The organism is Micromonospora sp. WMMD558 (genome assembly GCF_049315255.1).
Lineage (GTDB): Bacteria > Actinomycetota > Actinomycetes > Mycobacteriales > Micromonosporaceae > Micromonospora.
In genome coordinates this window covers 5,441,491-5,462,496 of sequence record NZ_CP186061.1, presented here as the reverse complement: position 1 = coordinate 5,462,496, position 21,006 = coordinate 5,441,491, and the positions used below count along the sequence as shown (strand labels likewise).

19 protein-coding genes are annotated in these 21,006 nt (G+C 72.2%); 15 read left to right on the top strand and 4 right to left on the bottom strand.

What is annotated here, in order from left to right:
• The first annotated feature begins 105 nt into the window (after positions 1-105).
• The 8 genes from ruvC (at position 106) to ACN26Y_RS25975 (ending at position 9,436) form a co-directional block, all read left to right on the top strand.
• A complete protein-coding gene (gene ruvC, locus ACN26Y_RS26010) occupies positions 106-633 on the top strand; it encodes a crossover junction endodeoxyribonuclease RuvC (RefSeq protein WP_422733666.1) in 528 nt (175 codons plus the stop codon).
• Complete coding sequence (ruvA, locus tag ACN26Y_RS26005; protein ID WP_422733665.1) at positions 630-1,232, top strand: Holliday junction branch migration protein RuvA; 603 nt, start codon at positions 630-632, stop codon at positions 1,230-1,232. The genes ruvC and ruvA overlap by 4 nt, the downstream gene beginning before the upstream one ends.
• Positions 1,229-2,293 carry a Holliday junction branch migration DNA helicase RuvB gene (ruvB, locus tag ACN26Y_RS26000; RefSeq protein ID WP_155332781.1) on the top strand — a complete coding sequence of 355 codons (1,065 nt, stop codon included), beginning with the start codon at positions 1,229-1,231 and terminating at the stop codon, positions 2,291-2,293. Before ruvA ends, ruvB begins: the two co-directional genes overlap by 4 nt.
• 138 nt (positions 2,294-2,431) lie before the next feature.
• On the top strand, positions 2,432-2,770 hold the full coding sequence (yajC, locus tag ACN26Y_RS25995; protein WP_155332780.1) for a preprotein translocase subunit YajC: 339 nt from the start codon (positions 2,432-2,434) through the stop codon (positions 2,768-2,770).
• A 218-nt stretch (positions 2,771-2,988) separates the two neighbouring features.
• Positions 2,989-4,902, top strand: coding sequence for a protein translocase subunit SecD (secD, locus tag ACN26Y_RS25990; protein WP_155332779.1), 1,914 nt, complete (start codon positions 2,989-2,991; stop codon positions 4,900-4,902).
• 1 nt (position 4,903) lies between these two features.
• On the top strand, positions 4,904-6,091 hold the full coding sequence (gene secF, locus ACN26Y_RS25985) for a protein translocase subunit SecF (protein WP_155332778.1): 1,188 nt from the start codon (positions 4,904-4,906) through the stop codon (positions 6,089-6,091).
• A gap of 87 nt (positions 6,092-6,178) precedes the next feature.
• Positions 6,179-6,745 (top strand): adenine phosphoribosyltransferase, encoded by a 567-nt coding sequence (locus ACN26Y_RS25980; protein ID WP_155332777.1) that lies wholly within the window; start codon positions 6,179-6,181, stop codon positions 6,743-6,745.
• 237 nt (positions 6,746-6,982) lie between these two features.
• Complete coding sequence (locus ACN26Y_RS25975; RefSeq protein WP_196255945.1) at positions 6,983-9,436, top strand: RelA/SpoT family protein; 2,454 nt, start codon at positions 6,983-6,985, stop codon at positions 9,434-9,436.
• 54 nt (positions 9,437-9,490) lie between these two features.
• On the opposite strand, the gene ACN26Y_RS25970 is transcribed toward ACN26Y_RS25975, so the two are convergent.
• Positions 9,491-10,255 carry a peptidylprolyl isomerase gene (locus ACN26Y_RS25970; RefSeq protein ID WP_155334300.1) on the bottom strand — a complete coding sequence of 255 codons (765 nt, stop codon included), beginning with the start codon at positions 10,253-10,255 and terminating at the stop codon, positions 9,491-9,493.
• 100 nt (positions 10,256-10,355) lie between these two features.
• Positions 10,356-11,246, bottom strand: a complete 891-nt coding sequence (locus ACN26Y_RS25965) for a peptidylprolyl isomerase (RefSeq protein WP_155332775.1) — start codon at positions 11,244-11,246, stop codon at positions 10,356-10,358.
• Between the two features lie 255 nt (positions 11,247-11,501).
• Here ACN26Y_RS25965 and ACN26Y_RS25960 point away from each other — a divergent pair, with 255 nt between their 5' ends.
• The 3 genes from ACN26Y_RS25960 to ACN26Y_RS25950 all read left to right on the top strand — a co-directional run bounded on the left by ACN26Y_RS25960 (position 11,502) and on the right by ACN26Y_RS25950 (position 14,623).
• On the top strand, positions 11,502-12,221 hold the full coding sequence (locus ACN26Y_RS25960; RefSeq protein ID WP_155332774.1) for an MBL fold metallo-hydrolase: 720 nt from the start codon (positions 11,502-11,504) through the stop codon (positions 12,219-12,221).
• A 54-nt stretch (positions 12,222-12,275) separates the two neighbouring features.
• Positions 12,276-13,598, top strand: a complete 1,323-nt coding sequence (gene hisS, locus ACN26Y_RS25955) for a histidine--tRNA ligase (RefSeq protein WP_422733664.1) — start codon at positions 12,276-12,278, stop codon at positions 13,596-13,598.
• An 89-nt stretch (positions 13,599-13,687) separates the two neighbouring features.
• Positions 13,688-14,623: an acyl-ACP desaturase gene (locus ACN26Y_RS25950; RefSeq protein WP_155332772.1), complete on the top strand. Its 936-nt coding sequence runs from the start codon at positions 13,688-13,690 to the stop codon at positions 14,621-14,623.
• A 146-nt stretch (positions 14,624-14,769) separates the two neighbouring features.
• Here the strand turns inward: ACN26Y_RS25950 and ACN26Y_RS25945 are convergent, their stop codons facing one another.
• Entirely contained in the window at positions 14,770-15,285 is a 516-nt protein-coding gene (locus ACN26Y_RS25945; protein WP_422733663.1) for a PaaI family thioesterase, read from the bottom strand.
• Between the two features lie 56 nt (positions 15,286-15,341).
• Between ACN26Y_RS25945 and ACN26Y_RS25940 the strand changes: the two genes are divergently transcribed.
• Positions 15,342-15,818 (top strand): winged helix-turn-helix transcriptional regulator, encoded by a 477-nt coding sequence (locus ACN26Y_RS25940; protein WP_155332770.1) that lies wholly within the window; start codon positions 15,342-15,344, stop codon positions 15,816-15,818.
• A gap of 81 nt (positions 15,819-15,899) precedes the next feature.
• On the opposite strand, the gene ACN26Y_RS25935 is transcribed toward ACN26Y_RS25940, so the two are convergent.
• Positions 15,900-16,730: an SGNH/GDSL hydrolase family protein gene (locus ACN26Y_RS25935; protein ID WP_155332769.1), complete on the bottom strand. Its 831-nt coding sequence runs from the start codon at positions 16,728-16,730 to the stop codon at positions 15,900-15,902.
• A gap of 251 nt (positions 16,731-16,981) precedes the next feature.
• On the opposite strand from ACN26Y_RS25935, the gene ACN26Y_RS25930 reads away from it, so the two are divergent.
• The 3 genes from ACN26Y_RS25930 to ACN26Y_RS25920 all read left to right on the top strand — a co-directional run bounded on the left by ACN26Y_RS25930 (position 16,982) and on the right by ACN26Y_RS25920 (position 20,964).
• Positions 16,982-18,037: a S1 family peptidase gene (locus tag ACN26Y_RS25930; protein WP_155332768.1), complete on the top strand. Its 1,056-nt coding sequence runs from the start codon at positions 16,982-16,984 to the stop codon at positions 18,035-18,037.
• Between the two features lie 202 nt (positions 18,038-18,239).
• Positions 18,240-20,045, top strand: a complete 1,806-nt coding sequence (gene aspS, locus ACN26Y_RS25925) for an aspartate--tRNA ligase (protein ID WP_155332767.1) — start codon at positions 18,240-18,242, stop codon at positions 20,043-20,045.
• 106 nt (positions 20,046-20,151) lie between these two features.
• Complete coding sequence (locus ACN26Y_RS25920) at positions 20,152-20,964, top strand: SDR family oxidoreductase (RefSeq protein ID WP_155332766.1); 813 nt, start codon at positions 20,152-20,154, stop codon at positions 20,962-20,964.
• The last annotated feature ends 42 nt before the right edge of the window (positions 20,965-21,006 follow it).

The window sequence follows — 21,006 nt, the reverse complement described above, 5'->3', positions numbered from 1 at the left end:
CCGCCCTGTCCGGGCGGGGGCGCGGCGTGTCCCGTGGCGCGGTGCGGCGGCGGCATCGGTAGGGTGTCGAACACACGTACTGCTGGCGGTCGGGGAGGAGGCGGCGTGCGCGTGCTCGGCATCGACCCGGGCCTGACCCGCTGCGGGGTCGGCGTGGTCGAGGGCGTGCCCGGGCGGCCCTGCACGCTGGTCGCCTACTACGTCGTCTACACCGACCCGGCCGACGAGCTGCCGGTGCGGCTGCTGCACCTGGACCGGTCGCTCACCGACCTGGTCGCCGAGCACCGGCCGGACAGCGTCGCCGTCGAGCGCGTGTTCAGCCAGCACAACGTCCGCACGGTGATGGGCACCGCGCAGGCCAGCGGGATCGCGGTCCTCGCCGGGGCGCGGGCCGGGCTGCCGGTGCAGACGTACACGCCGAGCGAGGTGAAGGCGGCGGTGACGGGTTCCGGTCAGGCCGACAAGGCCCAGATGACCGCCATGGTGACCCGGCTGCTGCGGCTGCCCGAGCCGCCCCGCCCGGCCGACGCCGCCGACGCCCTCGCGCTGGCCATCTGTCACGTGTGGCGCGGCGGCACCCGCTCGAAGCTGGCCGCCGCGGCCGACCGGGTACGACGAGGAGGAGCCCGATGATCGCCAGCGTCCGGGGCGTGGTGACCGCGACCGGTCCCGACCACGCCGTGATCGAGGTGGGCGGGGTGGGCCTGGCGGTGCAGTGCGCCCCGGGCACCATCGCCGAGCTGCGGGTCGGCCAGCCGGCCCGGCTCGCCACCAGCCTGGTCGTCCGCGAGGATTCGCTGACCCTCTACGGCTTCGTCGACGACGACGCGAAGACCCTGTTCGAGCTCCTCCAGACCGCGAGCGGGGTCGGCCCCCGGCTCGCCCAGGCGGTGCTCGCCGTGCACACGCCGGACGCGGTCCGCAAGGCCATCGCCAACGCCGACACCGCCGCGCTGACCCGCGTGCCGGGCATCGGCAAGAAGGGCGCCGAGCGGCTGGTCCTGGAGCTGCGCGACCGGGTCGGCCCGGTCCCGGTGGGCGTCGACGGGGTGGCCGGCGTCACCACCGGCGCCTGGCCCGAGCAGGTCCGGCAGGCGCTCGTCGGTCTCGGGTGGACGGCCGGTCAGGCCGACCAGGCGGTCGCGGCGGTGGCGGAGACGCTCGACGGGGACGTGCCGCCGGTGCCGGTCCTGCTCAAGCAGGCCATCCGACTGCTGGGCCGCACCCGGTGAGCGGGGACAATCTGGTCTCGGCGTACGTCAGCGACGCGGAACGGGACGCGGAGGCCAGCGTCCGGCCGAAGCGGCTGGCCGACTTCATCGCCCAGGACCGGGTCCGCGACCAGCTCGACCTGCTGCTCCAGGGCGCGATGCGGCGCGGCAGCCCGCCGGACCACATCCTCCTCTCGGGGCCGCCCGGCTTGGGTAAGACCAGCCTCGCCAACATCGTCGCCGCCGAGCTGGGCACCGGCATCCGGGTGACCAGCGGCCCGGCGATCGAGCGCTCCGGCGACCTGGCCGCGATCCTGACCAGCCTCGCCGAGGGCGACGTGCTGTTCATCGACGAGATCCACCGGATCGCCCGCCCGGCGGAGGAGCTGCTCTACTCCGCGATGGAGGACTTCCGGGTCGACGTCGTGGTCGGCAAGGGGCCCGGCGCGACCGCCATCCCGCTGGACGTGGAACCGTTCACGCTGGTCGGCGCGACCACCCGGTCCGGCCTGCTCACCGGCCCGATGCGGGACCGGTTCGGCTTCGTCGCGCACCTGGACTTCTACGCCCCGGCGGACCTGGAGGCGTTGCTGCACCGCTCGGCGCGGATCCTCGGCGTGCCGATCACCGACGACGGCGCCGCCGAGATCGCCGGCCGGTCGCGGGGCACCCCGCGGATCGCCAACCGGCTGCTGCGCCGGGTCCGGGACTTCGCCGAGGTCCGGGCCGAGGGCGTGGTCACCCTGGAGACCGCCCGGGCGGCCCTGACCGTGTACGACGTGGACGCGCTCGGGCTCGACCGGCTGGACCGGGCGGTGCTCACCGCGCTGGTCGACTCGTTCCGGGGTGGCCCGGTGGGGCTGTCGACTCTCGCCGTCGCGGTGGGGGAACAGCCGGACACGGTGGAGGAGGTGTGCGAGCCGTTCCTGGTGCGGGCCGGCCTGCTCGCCCGGACGCCCCGCGGCCGGGTCGCCACCGAGGCCGCCTGGCGGCACCTGGGGCGTACGCCGCCAAATGGTATATTCGGCACGGATGCCCCTCCCGTGCCCGATCTGTTCTCCGTGGAGCCCGAACAGCCGTGATGCGAACGTGATCTGCACCGCATTCGGCGTTCCCAGGCGCAGGGATTAGACTTCGCCGCGGTCTGTACAGGACGTGAGAATCCGCCTCCGCTCCGGCGCCCCTCGTGCCGGCGGAGGCCAATGGGAAGGTCTACCACCGTGCTTTACGCACAATCGGCCGGCGGCGCCGGCGGCTTCACGCCCATCCTCATGATCGCCCTGCTGTTCGGCGTCATGTACTTCATGATGATCCGTCCGCAGCAGAAGCGGCGCCGCGAAGCTGAGGCCATGCAGTCCTCGCTCGGCCCGGGCGACGAGGTCGTCACCATCGGCGGCCTCTACGGCACCGTCACCGCCGTCGAGGACGACAGCGTCCTGCTCGAGGTCGCCCCCGGCGTGCAGACCCGCTACGCCCGCCCCGCGATCGCGCGGGTCGTCACCAAGGCGGAGAGTCCGGCCGAGTCGGCCGCCGACGACGCGGACGTCGTCAAGGAGTGACCCGTCGCCCGCCCCGGTGAGCACCGGGGCGGCGCTCGCGACGTGACAAGTGGATAGTCGGGTCGGCGCGCGGCGCCGGTACGCCCGGGGCCGGCGCGTGCTGCCGCAACCCGTGTGCCGGTCGCCCGTACCGGCCCGGGCAGCTCGTCGGCCGGGAGGGCCGGCCGACACCCGCCGCCCGCAGCGGCGGCGTGACCCAACAGGGAGACAGGACAGCCGTGGCACCACCTCAGGGACAGATGCGCCCCGGACGGCAGCTGGCCGTGCTCGGGTTCATCTTCGTCGTCCTCTACCTTCTGGTGTTCTTCGGGGCCGGCGCCAGCGGCAGCTGGAAGGACCGGCTCGAGCCGAAGCTCGGCCTGGACCTCGTCGGCGGCACCCGGCTCACGCTCGAGGCGACGAACACGGCCAACGGGCAGCCGCCGACCGCGGAGAACCTCGAGGAGGCCCGGCAGATCATCGAGAGCCGGGTCAACGCGTTCGGTGTCGCCGAGGCCGAGGTGGTCACCGAGGGCGACCGGAACATCGTGATCTCCCTGCCCGGTGAGAACCGGGACCTGACCGAGGTCGGCAGCGCGGCCGAGCTGCGCTTCCGCAAGGTGCTCAAGGTCGCCGACGGCAGCGGTGCGGCCGCCGCCCCGGCTCCCAGCCCGACCGCCACCCCCTCCGGCACCGCCTCGCCCGCCCCCACGGGCAGCGCCACGCCGACCCCGTCGTCCAGCGTGAAGGCGACCCCGTCGCCGAGCGGCGGCCAGGGCGGCGGTGCCCCGGCGCCGAGTGCCAGCGCCACCCCGTCGGCGACCGCGTCGGCCACCCCGAGCGCCGCCGCGCCGTCGCCGAGCGGCAGCGCCGCGCCCGTCCCGGCGAGCGTCGAGGAGCAGCGCAAGGCGGTCGAGAAGAAGGTCGGTGCGGCCGCCTGGGCCGCCGCCAGCGGCCTGCAGGCTCCGGCCGACCTGAGCGCCGACCCGTCGCTTGCGGAGAAGCTCAAGCCGTTCGCGTCGCTGACCCCGCGCGAGGTCGCGGTGCTGCCGGCGCAGATGCAGTTCAACGTCCCGCAGATCACCTGTGCTCAGCTCGACGCCCGCCCGCCGGCGTCGATCTCGCCGCCGGACCAGCAGGTCGTCGCCTGCGAGGACGGTGCCGTCAAGTACCTGCTCGACGAGGCCAAGGTGCTCGGCACCGACGTGGACGACGCCAACGCGGTGCTCGACCAGACCAACCAGTGGGTGGTCAGCCTCGACTTCACCGGCCCCGGCCAGGAGAAGTGGACGAACCTGACCCGCGAGTCCTTCAACAACGAGGGCCAGGCCTGCGACGCCTCCGCGCTCGGTGACAGCGGCAAGTGCCGGGTGGCGGTCGTGCTCGACAACGACGTGGTCTCCTCGCCCGAGATCCAGGGTGTGCTGACCGGCAACTCCCAGATCACCGGCAACTTCACCCAGCGGGACGCGAGCGACCTGGCCAGCACGCTGCGCTACGGCGCGCTGCCGGTGACCTTCGAGGCCGCCGAGCAGCAGAACGTCACCGCCACGCTGGGCGCCAGCCACCTGCGGGCCGGTCTGCTCGCGGCCGGCATCGGCATGCTGCTGGTCATCATCTACTCGTTCTTCTACTACCGGCTGCTCGGCTCGGTCATCTTCCTGAGCCTGGTGCTGTCGGCGCTGCTGGTCTTCGGCGCGCTGGTGGTGCTCGGCCGGCAGATCGGGTTCACCCTCACCCTCGCCGGCATCGCCGGCATGATCGTCTCACTCGGTGTGGCGGCGGACTCGTTCGTCATCTACTTCGAGCGCCTCAAGGACGAGATCCGGGAGGGGCGCAGCCCACGCAGCGCGGTGTCGCGGGCGTGGATCCGGGCCCGCCGGACGATCATCTCGGCCAACGCGATCACCCTCATGTCGGCGGTGGTGCTCTACATCGTCTCGGTGGGCGCGGTGAAGGGCTTCGCCTTCGCGCTCGGCCTCGCCACGGTGCTCGACCTGGTGGTGGTGTTCCTCTTCCGGCACCCGATCATGACGATGTTCGCCCGTACCCGGGCGTTCCTGTCCCCACGGGTCAGCGGTCTCGGCCGGGCGCTCCCGGCGCGGAGCGCCGAGCCGGCCAAGCCGCGCAACCCGCGCGCGAAGGAGGCCTGAGATGGCTCGTGAAGGTCTCGCAAGCCGGCTCTACCGTGGTGAGGCCGGGCTCAACATCATCGGGCGGCGCAAGCTGTGGTTCGGCGTCGCCGCGGCCCTGATCCTCATCTCGGTGCTGAGCTTCGGGCTGCTCCGGTTCGACCTGGGTATCGAGTTCGCCGGCGGCAACTCGTTCCAGATCCCGGCCAGCGTCGGCACCCTGGAGCAGGCCGAGGAGAAGGTCGACGCGGCGCTCGCCGCCGAGGGCGGCGGTGCCGAGGTGGTCACCGCCCAGGAGGTGGGCGGCACCGGCACCACCGTCTACGAGATGCGCACCTCGCAGCTCTCGCCGGAGCAGGCGACGGCCGTCACCGCGGAGCTGGCCGCCGAGTTCGGCATCCCGACCGGCGACATCAGCTACACGCAGGTCAGCGAGGCGTGGGGCAGCCAGGTCACCCAGCGCGCGCTGCTCGGTCTGGTGATCTTCGTGGCGCTGGTGATGGTGTACCTGATCCTGCGCTTCGAGTGGCGGATGGCGGTCGCCGCCGTCTCCTCCCTGGTCATGAACCTGATCCTCACCGCCGGCATCTACTCGCTGGTCGGCTTCGAGGTCACCCCGTCGACCGTGATCGGCTTCCTCACGATCCTGGGCTTCGCGCTCTACGACGTCGTGGTGGTCTTCGACAAGGTCCAGGAGAACACCCGGGGCATCACCGCCAACAACAACCAGACGTACGGCGAGGCGGCCAACCTGGCGATCAACCAGAGCCTGATGCGGTCGCTGAACACGTCCATCGTGGCCCTGCTCCCGGTCGGTGGCCTGCTCTTCATCGGTGCCGGCCTGCTCGGCGCGGGCACCCTGAAGGACCTCGGCCTGGTGCTGTTCGTCGGTATGGCGGTGGCGTTCTTCTCCTCGATCACCCTGGCCACCCCGCTGCTCGTGCTGCTGAAGAACATGGAGCCGCGGATCCAGGCGCACAACAAGCGCGTCCTGGCCCGCCGGGCGGCGATCGAGCGCGGCGAGGTCACCCCGAAGGGCGCACCCCGGTCGGTGGAGAGCACCGAGGCGGCGGCCGACCCGGAGGCGGCGGCGATGGCCGGCGCCGCACCGAAGGTGGGCGCGCGTCCGGCGGGCAAGCGGCCGTCCGGCGCCCGGGGCGGTCGTCCCGCCGGCGGCGGTGGCAACCGTCCGGGTGGCAAGCGGCGCTGACCCGGCGCAGACCGGTCCGACGGCGTCCTTCATGCTGTGCGAGCAGCAGGGAGGACGCCGTCGTCGTCGAAGGGAACGGAAACTGCCGTGACGGAGACCCACAGCACCGGGGTACGGGGAGACAGCGGCCGGGAGGTCGCCCAGCTGGTGGCCAGCCGGGTGCTCGACGTGCCCGAGTTCCCGAAGCCGGGCGTCGTGTTCAAGGACCTGATGCCGCTCTTCGCCGACGGTGACGTGTTCCGGGAGGTGATCGACGGGATCATCCGCCACCACGGGCGGGACTCGTTCGACGCGGTGGTCGGGATCGAGGCGCGCGGGTTCGTGATCGCGGCGGCCATCGCGTACGCGGCCGGCGTCGGCGTGGTGCCGGTGCGCAAGGCGGGCAAGCTGCCCCGCCCCGCGTACTCGGCCTCCTACGAACTGGAGTACGGCGAGGCCACCCTGGAGGTCCACCAGGACGCGTTCACCGCCGGGCACCGGGTGCTGGTGGTCGACGACGTGCTCGCCACCGGCGGCACCGCCGAGGCCACCCTCGACCTGGTCGAGCGGGCCGGCGGCACGGTTGCCGGTTTTACGGTGCTGCTGGAACTGGGCTTCCTCGGTGGCCGGCAGCGGCTCGCCCCGCGTCCGGTCCATGCCCTGTTGACCGTTTGAGCACCACAGCCGTCGGACGGACCCGGGGCGGTCCGTCCGGCGGAGCGGCGGGGCACCGTGCGTGCGGGTAGCATTGCCCTTTGCTGACCGGACGGGTGACCGTCCGGTGGGCGCCGGCCCGGAGCCGGCGGGGAACAAGACCGGCCCGGCGGCCGGTTGAACGCGACGTCGGCCGCACGGCCGGCGCATTTCCGGCGAGCGGTGAGGAGGCCGGTGTCCCACGATGTCGCCCCTCCGGTGGAGGGCACGGTGCACCCGACAGGCGACGGCTCGGTGACCGACCGGAACGGTGACGCCCGGGTGACCGGCCCCGGCGACGCCCCCGGCGCGACGGACGCCATCCGCCCCGGCGCGACCGCCGGGAGCGAGGGGGTCGTCGTCCCGATCCGGGGCGCCTCGCCCGACACCTCCCCGAGCGGTGGGTTCGCCCTGTCCAACGCGCCCACCGGGCGGCGGGTCCGGGCGCGCCTGGCCCGGTTCAACGCCCCTTGGCAGTCCTCGCAGGTCAGCGAGGTGCTGGAGCCGCTGATCGCCACCCACCGGGAAAACCACCCGAAGGCCGACGCGCGGCTGCTCCAGCGCGCCTTCGACACGGCCGCCCGATGGCACTCCGGCCAGTACCGCAAGTCCGGTGACCCGTACATCACCCATCCCCTCGCGGTGGCGACGATCCTCGCCAACCTGGGGATGGACAGCACGACCCTGGTGGCGGCGCTGCTGCACGACACCATCGAGGACACGGAGTACACGCTCGACCAGATGCGCGCCGACTTCGGCGGCGAGGTGGCGCTGCTGGTCGACGGCGTCACGAAGCTCGACAAGGTCAAGCTGGGCGACGCGGCCAAGGCGGAGACGATCCGCAAGATGGTCGTCGCCATGGCCAAGGACCCGCGCGTCCTGGTGATCAAGCTCGCCGACCGGCTGCACAACATGCGGACCCTGACCTTCCTGCCCCGTCCCAAGCAGGAGCAGAAGGCCAAGGAGACGCTGGAGATCCTCGCCCCGCTGGCCCACCGCCTCGGTATGAACACGATCAAGTGGGAGCTGGAGGACCTAGCGTTCGGCACCCTGTTCCCCAAGCGGTACGAGGAGATCAACCGCCTGATCGGGGAGCACCAGCCGCAGCGGGAGGCGCTGCTGCGCCAGGTCACCCAGAAGGTGGGCACCGACCTGAAGGCCGCCAAGATCAAGGCGGAGGTCACCGGCCGGCCGAAGCACCTCTACTCGATCTACCAGAAGATGATCGTGCGGGGTCGCGACTTCAACGACATCTACGACCTGGTCGGCGTGCGGATCCTGGTCGACACGGTGCGGGACTGCTACGCGGCGCTGGGCGTGATCCACGCCAACTGGCAGCCGGTGCCGGGCCGGTTCAAGGACTACATCGCCATGCCCAAGTTCAACATGTACCAGTCGTTGCACACGACGGTCATCGGGCCGACCGGCAAGCCGGTGGAGATGCAGATCCGCACGTACGCGATGCACCGCACCGCCGAGTTCGGCATCGCCGCGCACTGGAAGTACAAGGAGCACAAGGGCACGCAGATCGTTGGGCCGCCGGCGCACATCGACGAGATGACGTGGCTGCGGCAGCTGCTGGACTGGCAGCGGGAGGCGGCCGACCCGAGCGAGTTCCTCGACGCGCTGCGCTTCGACCTGTCCAGCCAGGAGGTGTACGTCTTCACCCCGAAGGGTGACGTCATCCCGCTGCCGACCGGGTCGACGCCGGTGGACTTCGCGTACGCGGTGCACACCGAGGTCGGGCACAAGTGCATCGGCGCCCGGGTCAACGGCAAGCTGGTGCCCCTCGAATCGACGCTGTCCAACGGCGACGTGATCGAGATCTTCACCTCGAAGTCCGACACCGCAGGCCCGACCCAGGACTGGCTGGGCTTCGTCAAGAGCCCGCGGGCGCGGACGAAGATCCGCCAGTACTTCAACAAGGAGCGGCGCGAGGAGGCGATCGAGGCCGGCAAGGACGCGATCGTCAAGGCGATGCGCAAGCAGGGCATGCCCCTGCAGCGGATGCTCACCTCGGACGCGCTGATGGCGATCGCCCGGGACCTGCACCTGGCCGACGTGGCCTCCCTGTACGCGGCGGTCGGCGACAGCCAGGTCTCCGCCCAGTCCGTGGTGCAGAGGCTGATGGCCACGTACGGCGGCGAGGAGGGCGCGGCGGAGGACATCGCCGAGACCGCCGTCGCCACCCGGCCGCCCCGCAGCCGGCAGAGCAGTGCCGACCCGGGTGTGGTGGTCCGCGGGGTCAGCGACGTGTGGATCAAGCTGGCCCGCTGCTGCACCCCGGTGCCGCCGGACACGGTCTTCGGCTTCGTCACCCGCTCCGGCGGGGTGAGCGTGCACCGGGACGACTGCGCCAACGCCGAGGACCTGCGGGCGCAGAGCGAGCGGGTCGTCGAGGTGAGCTGGAAACTCACCAGCGCCTCGACGTTCCTGGTGGCCATCCAGGTGGAGGCGCTCGACCGGCACAAGCTCCTGGCCGACGTGACGCGGGTGCTCTCCGACGAGCGGGTCAACATCCTCTCCGCCACCGTCACCACCACCCGGGACCGGGTGGCGGTGAGCCGGTTCAGCTTCGAGATGGCCGACCCGAAGCACCTGGGCCACCTGCTGGCCGCCGTCCGCAAGGTCGACGGCGTCTTCGACGCGTACCGGGTGACCTCCGGCGCCTGACACGCAGGCGCCCGCCGGTCCGAGACCGGCGGGCGCCTGCGTGTTCGTGCGAAGTCAGCTCATGGTGAGCTTGTTGATGACGATCTCCTTCTTCGGATGACCGCCGCCGGCCTGCTGGGCGAACGCCTTGTCGTCGCCGGCCGCCGCCACCTGCTTGACGATGTCCATGCCGCTGGTGATGGTCCCGAGCACGGTGTAGTTCGGGTCCAGCGGCGAGTCGCCGTAGACGATGAAGAACTGGCTGCCGGTGCTGCCCGGCTGGCCGGAGTTCGCCATCGCGATGACGCCCTCCGGGTACGGGGGCCGCTTGTCCGTGGGCAGGTTCTCCTCGCCGAGCCGGTAGCTCGGGCCGCCGGTGCCGTCGGTCTCCCGCCAGCCCTTGCCGGTCGCGCTCGGGTCACCGCACTGGAGCACCTTGATGCCCTCGGTCACCAGCCGGTGGCACTTGGTGTTGTCGAAGAAGTTCTTCTCGGCCAGGTGGTTGAAGCTCGCGGCGGTGCACGGCGTCCGGGCCCGGTCGACCTTGGCGGTGATCTGCCCCAGGTTGGTGTCGATCGTCATCGTCTGGGTGCCGGTGTTCGGCTGCTGGTTGCCGGGCAGGCCGACGTCCTTGATCTGCGGGGTGCGCTGCTCCGCCTCGATCGGGGTGAACGCGCACTGGGCGGCGCCCGACGGCGCGGCCGTGTCGGTGGTCGGGTCGTCGCCGACCGCGGACACCAGCCAGACGGTGCCGGCGACCACCAGCAGCAGGGCGGCACCCGCTCCGACGATCGCCTGGGTCTGCCGACGCCGGCGCGCCCGGGCCGACCGTTCGGCCATCTCCTTCTCGAGCCGGGCGCGGGCCGCCGCGCGCTGCCGCTCTCTGGTGGACGTCACGCCTGATCCTCCTGAGCTGTGTCGGGTTGCTGGGTCGGCCGCGTCAGCCGGCGCTGGGGCTGGCCGCCGGGGTGGCCGACGCGGTGGACGTCGGCGTCGCCGCCGGGCTCGGCGCCGGTTCGGTGACCGTCAGGCTCTGGACGACCACGTCGTCGTCCTTGGGCTTGACCTTCGCCCCGCTCCCATTGTCCACGGTCGGCAGCTTGCCGATCTTCTCGATCGTCTCCAGACCGGACGTGACCCGCCCGATGATCGGGTACTTCGGGTCGGCGGTGGTGAAGTCCTTGAAGAAGACCAGGAACTGGCTGCCGTTCGCCCCCGGCGCGGACCCGATCATCGCGACCGTGCCCTTCGGGTACGTCGCGGGCTGGCCGGGCGCGGGGCTCGCCGACGGGGACGGAGCGGCGGCGGGGACGTTCTCGTCGTAGAACGAGTACGCCGGGCCGCCCAGCCCCGTGCCGCTCGGGTCGCCGCAGCGCACCGCGCCCTCGGTCGTGATCTCGTGGCACTTGGTGTTGTCGTAGAAGGAGCGGCCGGCCAGGTGCGTGATGCTCGCGACCGCGCAGGGGGCGCTGGCGACGTCGAGCTCGGCGGTGACCGGGGCGCCCTGGTTCGTGACGACGGTCATCGTGCGGACGCCCTCGGTCGGCAGGCCGGTGGTGGCGGGCGTGCCGACGTCTCTGAGGTTGGTGTTCGCGGTGGCGTCCTGCGGCGTCCAGAGGCAGACGTCCTCGGCGGCGGAGTTCTCGGCCGGGTCGCGGTCGAAGGCGCCCAGCCCCCAGGCCGAGCCGAGCACGATCAGCACGAGGACGACGGCGACGCCGATCCCTGCCTGGATCTGTCGGCGACGACGCACCCGGGCGGCCCGCCGGGCCATCTGCCGGTCGAGTTTGGCCCGCGCGAGTTTGCGCTGCCGGTCCCTGCTGGAAGCCACCCGTGCTCCCCTTCCTCTACCCTGGTTCCGTGGCGGACGGGCCGCGCCCGTCGGGTGGGCAGGTGTGCCACGCCACACGCCCGCCAGAGTGTACGGCCAGTGGCTGGGAACGTGGTGTACGAGGTCGGCGCTGCCGTCATCGGGCATCGTCACTGTTCCCGGCCGGGTTGCGGAGCCGGTGCGTGGACGAAACCGTTTCCGTCGGCGACTAGGCTCAGGGACGGGACCCGACAGCTCGACGGAAGGGGAGCGGACGTGCTCGTGGCCGGCTTTCCCGCGGACGCCTTCGGCACCAACTGCTACGTGGTCGCCACGGCGCCGGGGGAGCAGTGCGTGGTGGTCGACCCCGGCATCGGCGTGCTCGACCGGCTCGACGCGCTGCTGGCCGAGCACCGGCTGCACCCGGCGGCGGTTCTGCTCACCCACGGCCACCTCGACCACACCTTCTCGGTCGCGCCGGTCTGCGGCGCGCGGGGGATCACCGCGTACGTGCACCCGGGCGACCGGGAGCTGCTCGCCGACCCGGCGAAGGGGCTGTCGGCCGACCTCACCGCGCTCTTCGGCGGCCGTCTGCCGTACACCGAGCCGGCGGACGTCGCGGAGCTGACCGACGGCGCCACGCTGAGCCTCGCCGGGCTGGAGATCACCGTCGACCACGCGCCCGGCCATACCGGCGGGTCGGTGCTGTTCCGGTTGCCCGGCGCCGGCTCGCGCTGGGAGGCGGACGAGATCTGCCTCTCCGGCGACGTGCTCTTCGCCGGCTCGATCGGCCGCACCGACCTGCCGGGCGGCGACATGCCGGCGATGCTCACCAGCCTGCGGAGCAAGATCCTCCCGCTGGCGGACGACACCGTCGTGCTGCCCGGCCACGGCCCCGCGACGACCATCGGCCGCGAGCGCGCGACCAACCCGTACCTCATCGAGGTGGCCGGGAACGACGGCGCGCGACCGGCGGCTCCCGCCCGCGGCCTGTAGCCGCACACCGACGCTTCCCGCGCCCGACCGCGCGGGTCCTGTGAACGGAGCATCATGAGCAAGCCCACGCCCATCTCCGGCTTCCCGGAGTGGACGCCCGCCCAGCGGATGATCGAGCAGTACGTGCTGGACCGGATCCGCGGCACCTTCGAGCTGTACGGGTTCGCGCCGCTGGAGACCCGCGCGGTCGAGCCCCTCGACCAGTTGCTGCGCAAGGGGGAGACCTCGAAGGAGGTCTACCTGATCCGGCGGTTGCAGGCGGACACCGACGGCCCGGCCGGTGACGACGCCCTCGGCCTGCACTTCGACCTGACCGTGCCGTTCGCCCGCTACGTGCTGGAGAACGCCGGCAAGCTGCAGTTCCCGTTCCGCCGCTACCAGATCCAGAAGGTGTGGCGGGGCGAGCGGCCGCAGGAGGGCCGGTACCGGGAGTTCCTCCAGGCCGACATCGACATCGTCGACCGGGACACCCTCGCCCCGCAGCACGAGGCGGAGATGCCGCTGGTGATCGGTGACGCGCTGCGTTCGCTGCCGATCCCGCCGGTGCGGATCCAGGTCAACAACCGCAAGATCTGCGAGGGCTTCTACCGGGGGATCGGCATCGAGGACCCGGAGGTGGCGCTGCGCGCCGTCGACAAGCTCGACAAGATCGGCCCGGCGAAGGTCGCCGAGCTGCTGGCCGAGACGGCCGGCGCGAGCGAGGCGCAGGCCAAGGCCGTCCTGTCGCTGGCCGAGATCGCCGCGCCGGACGCGTCGTTCGCCGACGCGGTACGGGCGCTCGGGGTGAACCACCCGCTGCTCGACGAGGGCGTCGAGGAGCTGGTCCGGGTGATGGACACCGCCGTCGAGCACGCCCCCGGGCTGTGCGTCGCCGACCTGCGCATCGCGCGGGGCCTGGACTACTACACCGGCACCGTCTACGAGACGCAGATGGTCGGGTACGAGCGGTTCGGCTCGGTCTGCTCCGGCGGCCGGTACGACAACCTCGCCACCTCCGGAACCGCCCGCTTCCCCGGCGTGGGCATCTCCATCGGGGTGACCCGCCTGCTCGGCCTGCTGTTCGGCGCGGGCGCGCTGACCGTGTCGCGGGACGTGCCGACCTGCGTGCTGGTGGCGGTGACCAGCGAGGAGTCCCGCGCCGCGAGCAACCGGGTCGCCGAGGCGCTGCGGGCGCGCGGCGTGCCGACCGAGGTGTCGCCGAGCGCGGCGAAGTTCGGCAAGCAGATCCGGTACGCCGAGCGGCGCGGCATCCCGTACGTGTGGTTCCCGGGCCCGGAGGGGGACGAGGTCAAGGACATCCGCTCCGGTGAGCAGCTACGCGCGGAGGCCGGGGTGTGGACGCCGCCGTCGGTGGACCTGAAGCCTCTCGTCAGCTGAGCGACCCGGGGCTCTGCTGGGACGCGACTGGCGCGGACGGACGATCGCACCTACGGTAACGTAAGTTACGCCACCGTAGGGAGATCGCCGTGACCGTGCTCAGCCAGACCGCCCTCCTGCACGAACTCGAGGCCGTGGTCGAGAAGAACCTCGACCGGCACCTGTCGCTGGCCAAGGAGTGGTTCCCGCACGAGTACGTGCCGTGGAGCGAGGGACGCGACTTCGACGGGCCGATGGGTGGGGAGGCGTGGTCCCCGGAGGACTCCACCATCCCCGAGGTGGCGCGCACCGCGCTGATCGTCAACCTGCTCACCGAGGACAACCTGCCCTCGTACCACCACCAGATCGCCACGCTCTTCGGCCGGGACGGCGCGTGGGGGACGTGGGTGCACCGGTGGACCGCCGAGGAGGGGCGGCACGGCACGGCGATCCGGGACTACCTGACGGTGACCCGTGCCGTCGACCCGGTGGCCCTGGAGCGGGCCCGGATGACGCACATGTCGAACGGGTTCCACAACGCCCACGACGAGGAGATGCTGCACTCGCTCGCGTACGTGTCCTTCCAGGAACTCGCCACGCGGATCTCCCACCGCAACACGGGCAGGGCCACCGGCGACCCGCGGTGCGAGGCGCTGCTCGCCCGGATCGCCGCCGACGAGAACCTGCACATGGTGTTCTACCGCAACCTACTCGGCGCGGCCCTGGAGTTGGCCCCGAGTCAGGCGATGCGCGCCGTGGCCGACGTGCTGGCTGACTTCCAGATGCCGGGCAACGGCATCGACGGCTTCGCCCGTAAGTCGGTGGCGATCGCCCTGGCCGGCATTTACGACCTGCGGCAGCACCGCGACGAGGTGGTGGTCCCGGTGCTGCGGCAGTGGGACATCTTCAAGGTCACCGGTCTGAACGGCGACGGTGAGGCCGCCCGCGAGCAGATCGCCACCCACCTGGACGATCTGGAGCGTGCCGCGTCCCGCTTCGAGGAGAAGCGCGACGCCCGCCGCGCCCGCCGGAGCGCGCTCCGCTGACCCCCTCGGCCTGCTGACCTCGGGCCTGCTGACGCGGCCCCGGGCGCGACCGTCGCCGGCTCTCGGAAGCGACGGCGCGCGCCCGGGGAGTTCCGGGGCCCCTCCCCGGGACTTCCTGCCGGTGCGGGAGGAGGGGCGGCGGGGGATCAGGCCCGGGTGGGGGCGTCCACGGGGAACAGGAGGCAGGTGGACGTGGCGTGGGCGATCAGCCGGCCCCTGGTGTCCGTGAGGCGGGCTTCGGCCAGGGCCGTCCGGCGGCCCCGCTGGAGGACGGTGCCCTCGCAGCGCAGGGTGCCGGAGTCGACGGTGACCGGGCGGAGGAACTTCACGTTCAGGTCGAGTGAGGTGTAGCCCACTCCCGCCGGCAGGGTGGTGTGCACGGCGCAGCCCGCGGCCGTGTCCAGCAGCGTGGAGATGACGCCACCGTGGACGGTGCCGAGCGGGTTGTAGTGGAACTCCTGCGGCACCAGCTCGACGGCGACCCAGCCCTCCTCGGCCTCCATCCGCGCCATGTCGACCAGGTGCATGATCGGCGGGGCGGCCAGCTCGCCCGCGATCATCGCCCGCAGCAGGTCGAGGCCGCTGCGCCGACCGAGCTGAGCGGCGTTGATGCCCGGGTCGGACCAGGAGAACGTACGGCTGCGGTCCTGCGTCTGTGTCATGGACTCAGCCTCGCAGCCGTTTGCTGAGTCTGTCAATCAGACCTAGCCTGGCGGGTATGAGACCCGCGGCACTGGACTGGTCGATCGAGAACTGCACGATCGCCCGCGCGATGGAGGTCCTCGGCGAGAAGTGGACCCTCGTGGTGCTGCGTGAGGTGTTCAACGGCGTCCGCCGCTTCGACGACATGCGGGTCCGCACCGGCGTCCCCCGCCAGGTGCTCACCAACCGCCTCGCCATGCTGGTCGCGCATGGCGTGCTGCGCCGCGAGCCGTACCGGGAGCCCGGCAGCCGGGTGCGTCACGAGTACCGGCTGACCCCCAAGGGCCTCGACCTGTGGCCGGTGCTGGTCGCCGTGCTCGGGTGGGGCGACCGGTACCTCGCCGACCCGGAGGGTCCCCCGCTGCGCGTCGACCACCGTGACTGCGGCGGCGAGGTGGGTGTCGTCCTGCGCTGCGAGCGGGGCCACCAGATCGACGAGCCCCGTGACGTGGTGCCCCGGCCGGGCCCAGGGGCGCGCCGCCGGGCCGGCTGACCCGGTCGGCGGCGCCTGGTGCCGCTGCGGGGAGGCCGGGCGCGCGGACGCCGGAGCGCCGCGCGCCGGTCACGGGCTCGCCTACCAGCGGAAGCCGGCGGCGTACGACACGCTCGCCAGCACCTGCTGCCCGCTGGTGTTCGGGTGGAAGTAGTCCCAGCCGGAGAGCTGGCTCAGGGTGAAGGGGTAGCCGAAGACGGCGTTGTTGTCGAAGAGGCAGTTCGCGCCGTACGCCGCGCAGGCCGCCGCGAGCTGGGCGTTGAAGTCGATCACCCGTTGCCGGACCCGGTTGCGCCGGTCGACGTCGGCCTGGGCGGTGGAGGTGGGGTTGGCCAGCATGGACTGGCAGATGCCGAAGAGCGACCAGGCGCTGCGGGCGCTGCCGCTGCCCTTGCCGACGAACCAGAGCCGGTGGATGTCCGGGACGCTGATGAGGAAGACCTTGGCGTTGGGCAGACCCGCCTTGAGCCGGTTGAGCGCGGAGTCGATGTTCGCCCGGAAGGTGGTCACCGAGGTCATCGTCGACTCCGAGCTGGTGCAGGCGTCGTTCGCGCCGATCAGCATCGTGACGTACCCGACGCCCTGGCTGACCGCGGTGCCGGCCTGGCCGTACATGTCGGCGGACTTCGCTCCCGACCGGGCGTCGTTGTGGTTGCGACCGTTGATGTTCGGGTTGACCGCGCGGATGCGCAGGTAGTGACTGTTCACCGTGGAGTAGTCCCCGGTGCTGAATGAGCGGGAGGTGCAGTCGACGTACCACCCGCAGGCGTTGAAGCCGCGGGTGATGGAGTCGCCGAGACTCGCCATCGAGTTCGGTGGCGGGCCAGCGTCGGCGACGGCGGGGGTGGCGGCGAGCAGGACGAGGGCGATGACGCCGGCGAGGGCGGCCAGCGCGCGACGGATGACGGTCATGGGGGCCTCCGGGTCGCGGGTGCCGGGATACGCGGTTACCGGAGCGTATAGATAACGGTCTGTGTCCACAATGTTGCCGGGCCGTTACATGTGGCCGTTGGGTGAATTCGGGCAAACGGAGGCCTTGCCTATGATCTTAAATATGTGAATACTTCCCTCAGCTCGGCCGGTTCCCGCAGCTAGCCGGGTTGACCCCCGCGGTCCCGCTGCCCTGGCGTGGGCCGTCCCCCCCCGTTCACGGAGGTTGTTACATGCGACCCACGAGGTCCACGTTCCGCCGCGCCGCCACCCTCGTCGCGGCCGGAACCCTGGTCGCCGGAGCCCTGATGGGAGCCCCGGCCCAGGCCGCCCCCGCCGCCGCCTCACCGGACGCCGCCGCCACCCTCGCCGAGCGGCTCGGTGACCGCGCTGCCGGTACCTACGCCGGCGCCAACGGCAAGATGGTCGTCGCCGTGACCGATGCCGTCGCCGCCCGCCAGGTCGCCGCCGCCGGCGCCACCCCGAAGATCGTCACGCGCGGCGCCGCCGAGCTGAACCGCGCCACCGCCGAACTGGAGCGCACCGCCAAGATCCCGGGCACCGCCTGGTGGGTCGACCCGGCCACCAACCAGGTCGTCGTCTCCGTCGACAGCACCGTGACCGGCGCCAAGCTGGAGCGGGTGAAGGCCGCCGCGGCGCGGACCAACGGCGCGGTGCGCATCGAGGCCGAGGCCGGCGTGCTGAGCACCCGGATCTCCGGCGGCCAGGCCATCTACGCCGGCGGCGGCGGGCGCTGCTCGCTCGGCTTCAACGTGCGCAGCAGCAGCGGCGTGAAGTACTTCATCACCGCCGGCCACTGCACGAACATCTCGTCGAACTGGTACTCGAACTCGGCCCAGACCTCGCTGCTGGGCACCCGGGCCGGCTCCAGCTTCCCGGGCAACGACTACGGCATCGTCCGGTACAGCAACCAGACCACCACGCAGCCGGGCAACGTCTACCTGTGGAACGGCAGCTACCGGGACATCACCGGCGCCGCCAACGCGTACGTCGGCCAGTCCGCGCAGCGCTCCGGCAGCACCACCGGCCTGCGCAGCGGCTCGGTCACCGCGCTCAACGCGACGGTGAACTACGCCGAGGGCTCCGTCTCCGGCCTGATCCGCACCAACATCTGCGCCCAGCCCGGTGACAGCGGCGGCTCGCTGTTCAGCGGCTCCACCGCCCTCGGCCTGACCTCGGGCGGCAGCGGCAACTGCAGCACCGGCGGCACCACCTACTTCCAGCCGGTCACCGAGGTGCTGAGCCGCTACGGCGTCAGCGTCTACTGACCGATCCGTCCCGAGCGGGCCGCCGGACTCCTCCTCCGGCGGCCCGCCCGCACGTGGCGGTCCGCCCGCATGTAAGGAAGGGCCCCTTCTTGACACCCGCACGTTAAGAAGGGGCCCTTCCTTACACCCGTGGAACGTGGCGCCGGCAGCCCTGACAGAATGCCGGGGCAGAGACATTCCGCAGACGAGGGAGACGCACGTCGTGATCCGTACCCATGACGCCGGCAGCCTGCGCGCGACGGACGCCGGCACCACGGTGACGCTCGCCGGCTGGGTGGCCCGCCGGCGCGACCACGGCGGTGTCATCTTCGTCGACCTGCGGGACGGCTCCGGCGTGGTGCAGGTCGTCTTCCGCGAGGAGGACGCGCACGCGCTGCGCAACGAGTTCTGCGTCAAGGTCACCGGCGAGGTGACCCGCCGCCCCGAGGGCAACGAGAACCCGGACCTCGCGACCGGCGAGGTCGAGGTGACGGCCGTCGAGCTGGAGGTGCTGTCCGAGGCGGCTCCGCTGCCGCTGCCGGTCGACGACCAGGTGGAGGCAGGTGACGACGTCCGCCTCCGCTACCGCTACCTGGACCTGCGCCGCAGCGGCCCGGCGAAGGCCATGCGGCTGCGCTCGCGGGCGAACCAGCTCGCCCGGACCGTGCTGCACGAGCGGGACTTCCTGGAGATCGAGACCCCGACGCTCACCCGCTCGACCCCCGAGGGCGCCCGCGACTTCCTGGTTCCGGTGCGGCTCCAGCCGGGCACCTGGTACGCGCTGCCCCAGTCGCCGCAGCTGTTCAAGCAGCTGCTCATGGTCGGCGGCATGGAGCGGTACTACCAGATCGCCCGCTGCTACCGCGACGAGGACTTCCGCGCCGACCGGCAGCCGGAGTTCACCCAGCTCGACATCGAGATGTCGTTCGTCACCGAGGACGACGTGATCGACCTCGGCGAGGCGATCGTCGGCGCGCTGTGGAAGGACCTGGCCGGCCACGAGATCGCCCGGCCGATCCCGCGGATCACCTGGCACGACGCGATGGCCCGGTACGGCTCCGACAAGCCGGACCTGCGCTACGGCGTCGAGCTGACCGAGCTGACCGACTACCTGCGCGGCACGCAGTTCCGGGTCTTCGCCGGCGCGATCGACGCGGGCGGCTACGTCGGCGCGGTCGTCATGCCGGGCGGCGCGAGCCAGTCCCGCAAGGAGTTGGACGGCTGGCAGGACTGGGCCAAGGCGCGCGGCGCGAAGGGCCTCGCGTACGTGGTGCTCGACGCCGAGACCGGCGAGGCCCGCGGCCCGGTGGCGAAGAACCTCTCCGAGGAGCACCTGGCCGGCCTGGCCGACGCGGTCGGCGCCAAGCCCGGCGACGCGATCTTCTTCGCCGCCGGCGCCAACATCCGGGAGGCGCAGGAACTGCTCGGCGCCGCCCGGATCGAGATCGCCAAGCGGGCCAACCTGGTCGACGAGAGCGCCTGGGCGTTCTGCTGGGTGGTCGACGCGCCGATGTTCGAACGCACCGACGAGGGAGGCTGGACGGCCGTGCACCACCCCTTCACGTCGCCGAACGCGGAGTGGGTGGACCGCTTCGAGGAGGCGCCGGACCGGGCCCTGGCGTACGCGTACGACATCGTCTGCAACGGCAACGAGATCGGCGGCGGCTCGATCCGTATCCACCGTGGCGACGTGCAGCGGCGCGTCTTCGACCTGCTCGGCATCACGCCCGACGAGGCGCAGGACAAGTTCGGCTTCCTGCTGGAGGCGTTCAAGTACGGCCCGCCCCCGCACGGCGGCATCGCGTTCGGCTGGGACCGGGTCTGCATGCTGCTCTCCGGCGCCGACTCGATCCGGGAGGTCATCGCCTTCCCGAAGACGCGCGGCGGCTTCGACCCGCTGACCGGCGCCCCCACCCCGATCACCGCCCAGCAGCGCCTGGAGGCCGGCATCGACGCCAAGCCCAAGCCGCCGGCGACGGCCCACACCGGCACCGCCGGCCCAGCCGCCCCGGTAGCCGACCCCACCTGACGGCCCCACCCGGCTCCAGCCCGCGTCGATCATGAGGTTGACGGGTGGCGACACGGCGTGTCGCACCCGTCAACCTCATGATCGACAGAGTCGGGGGTGGGGCGGGATGACGCTGCTCGTGGTGGGGGCCAGCGGGTTCCTCGGTCGCGAGGTGTGCCGGCAGGTGGTGGCGGCCGGTCGGCGCGTGGTGGGGACGTACTTCGGCAGCGCGGTCGCGGTGCCGGGTGTCCGGGTGCGCCGGATGGACGTCACGGACCGGTCCGCCGTGCGGGCGCTCCTTGCCGAGGTACGCCCCGACGCGGTCGTCGCCACCCCCTACCGGTACGACGACTGGGCGGTCACCGCCGACGGGGCGGCCCACGTCGCGTACGCCGCCGCCGAGGTCGGGGCGCGGCTGGTGCACCTGTCCAGCGACGCCGTGCACGCCGGACGGCCGACGCCGTACCTCGACGACGAGGCGCCCACCCCGATCTTCCCGTACGGTGCGGCGAAGGCGGCGGCCGAGACCGCCGTACGCGCGATCGACCCCGGCGCCGTGCTGGTCCGGACCTCGCTGATCGTGGGGGAGGGGAGCAAGCAGATCCAGCTCTGCCGGGACGCCCTCGCCGGGCGGGCGGCCCTGTTCACCGGCGAACTGCGCTGCCCGGTCGACGTGACCGACCTGGCCGCCGCCGTCCTGGAACTGGTCGACTCCGATGTCGCCGGCCCATTGAACGTGGCCGGCCCGGACGCGGTGAGCCGCGCCGAGCTGGGGCTGCTGGTCGCCGCGTCGTCCGGTCTGGACCCGGCCGGCCTGAAGACCACCACGAGCGCCCAGTTGGGGCTGCACCGCCCCGCCGAGGTACGCCTCGACTCGTCCCGGGCGGCCGGCCTGCTCCGCACCCGCCTGCGCGGCGTCACCGAACTTCTGATCGCCTGAGCTTCGACCCGCCCGGCCCCGGGCCCTGCGCACACTTTCTAT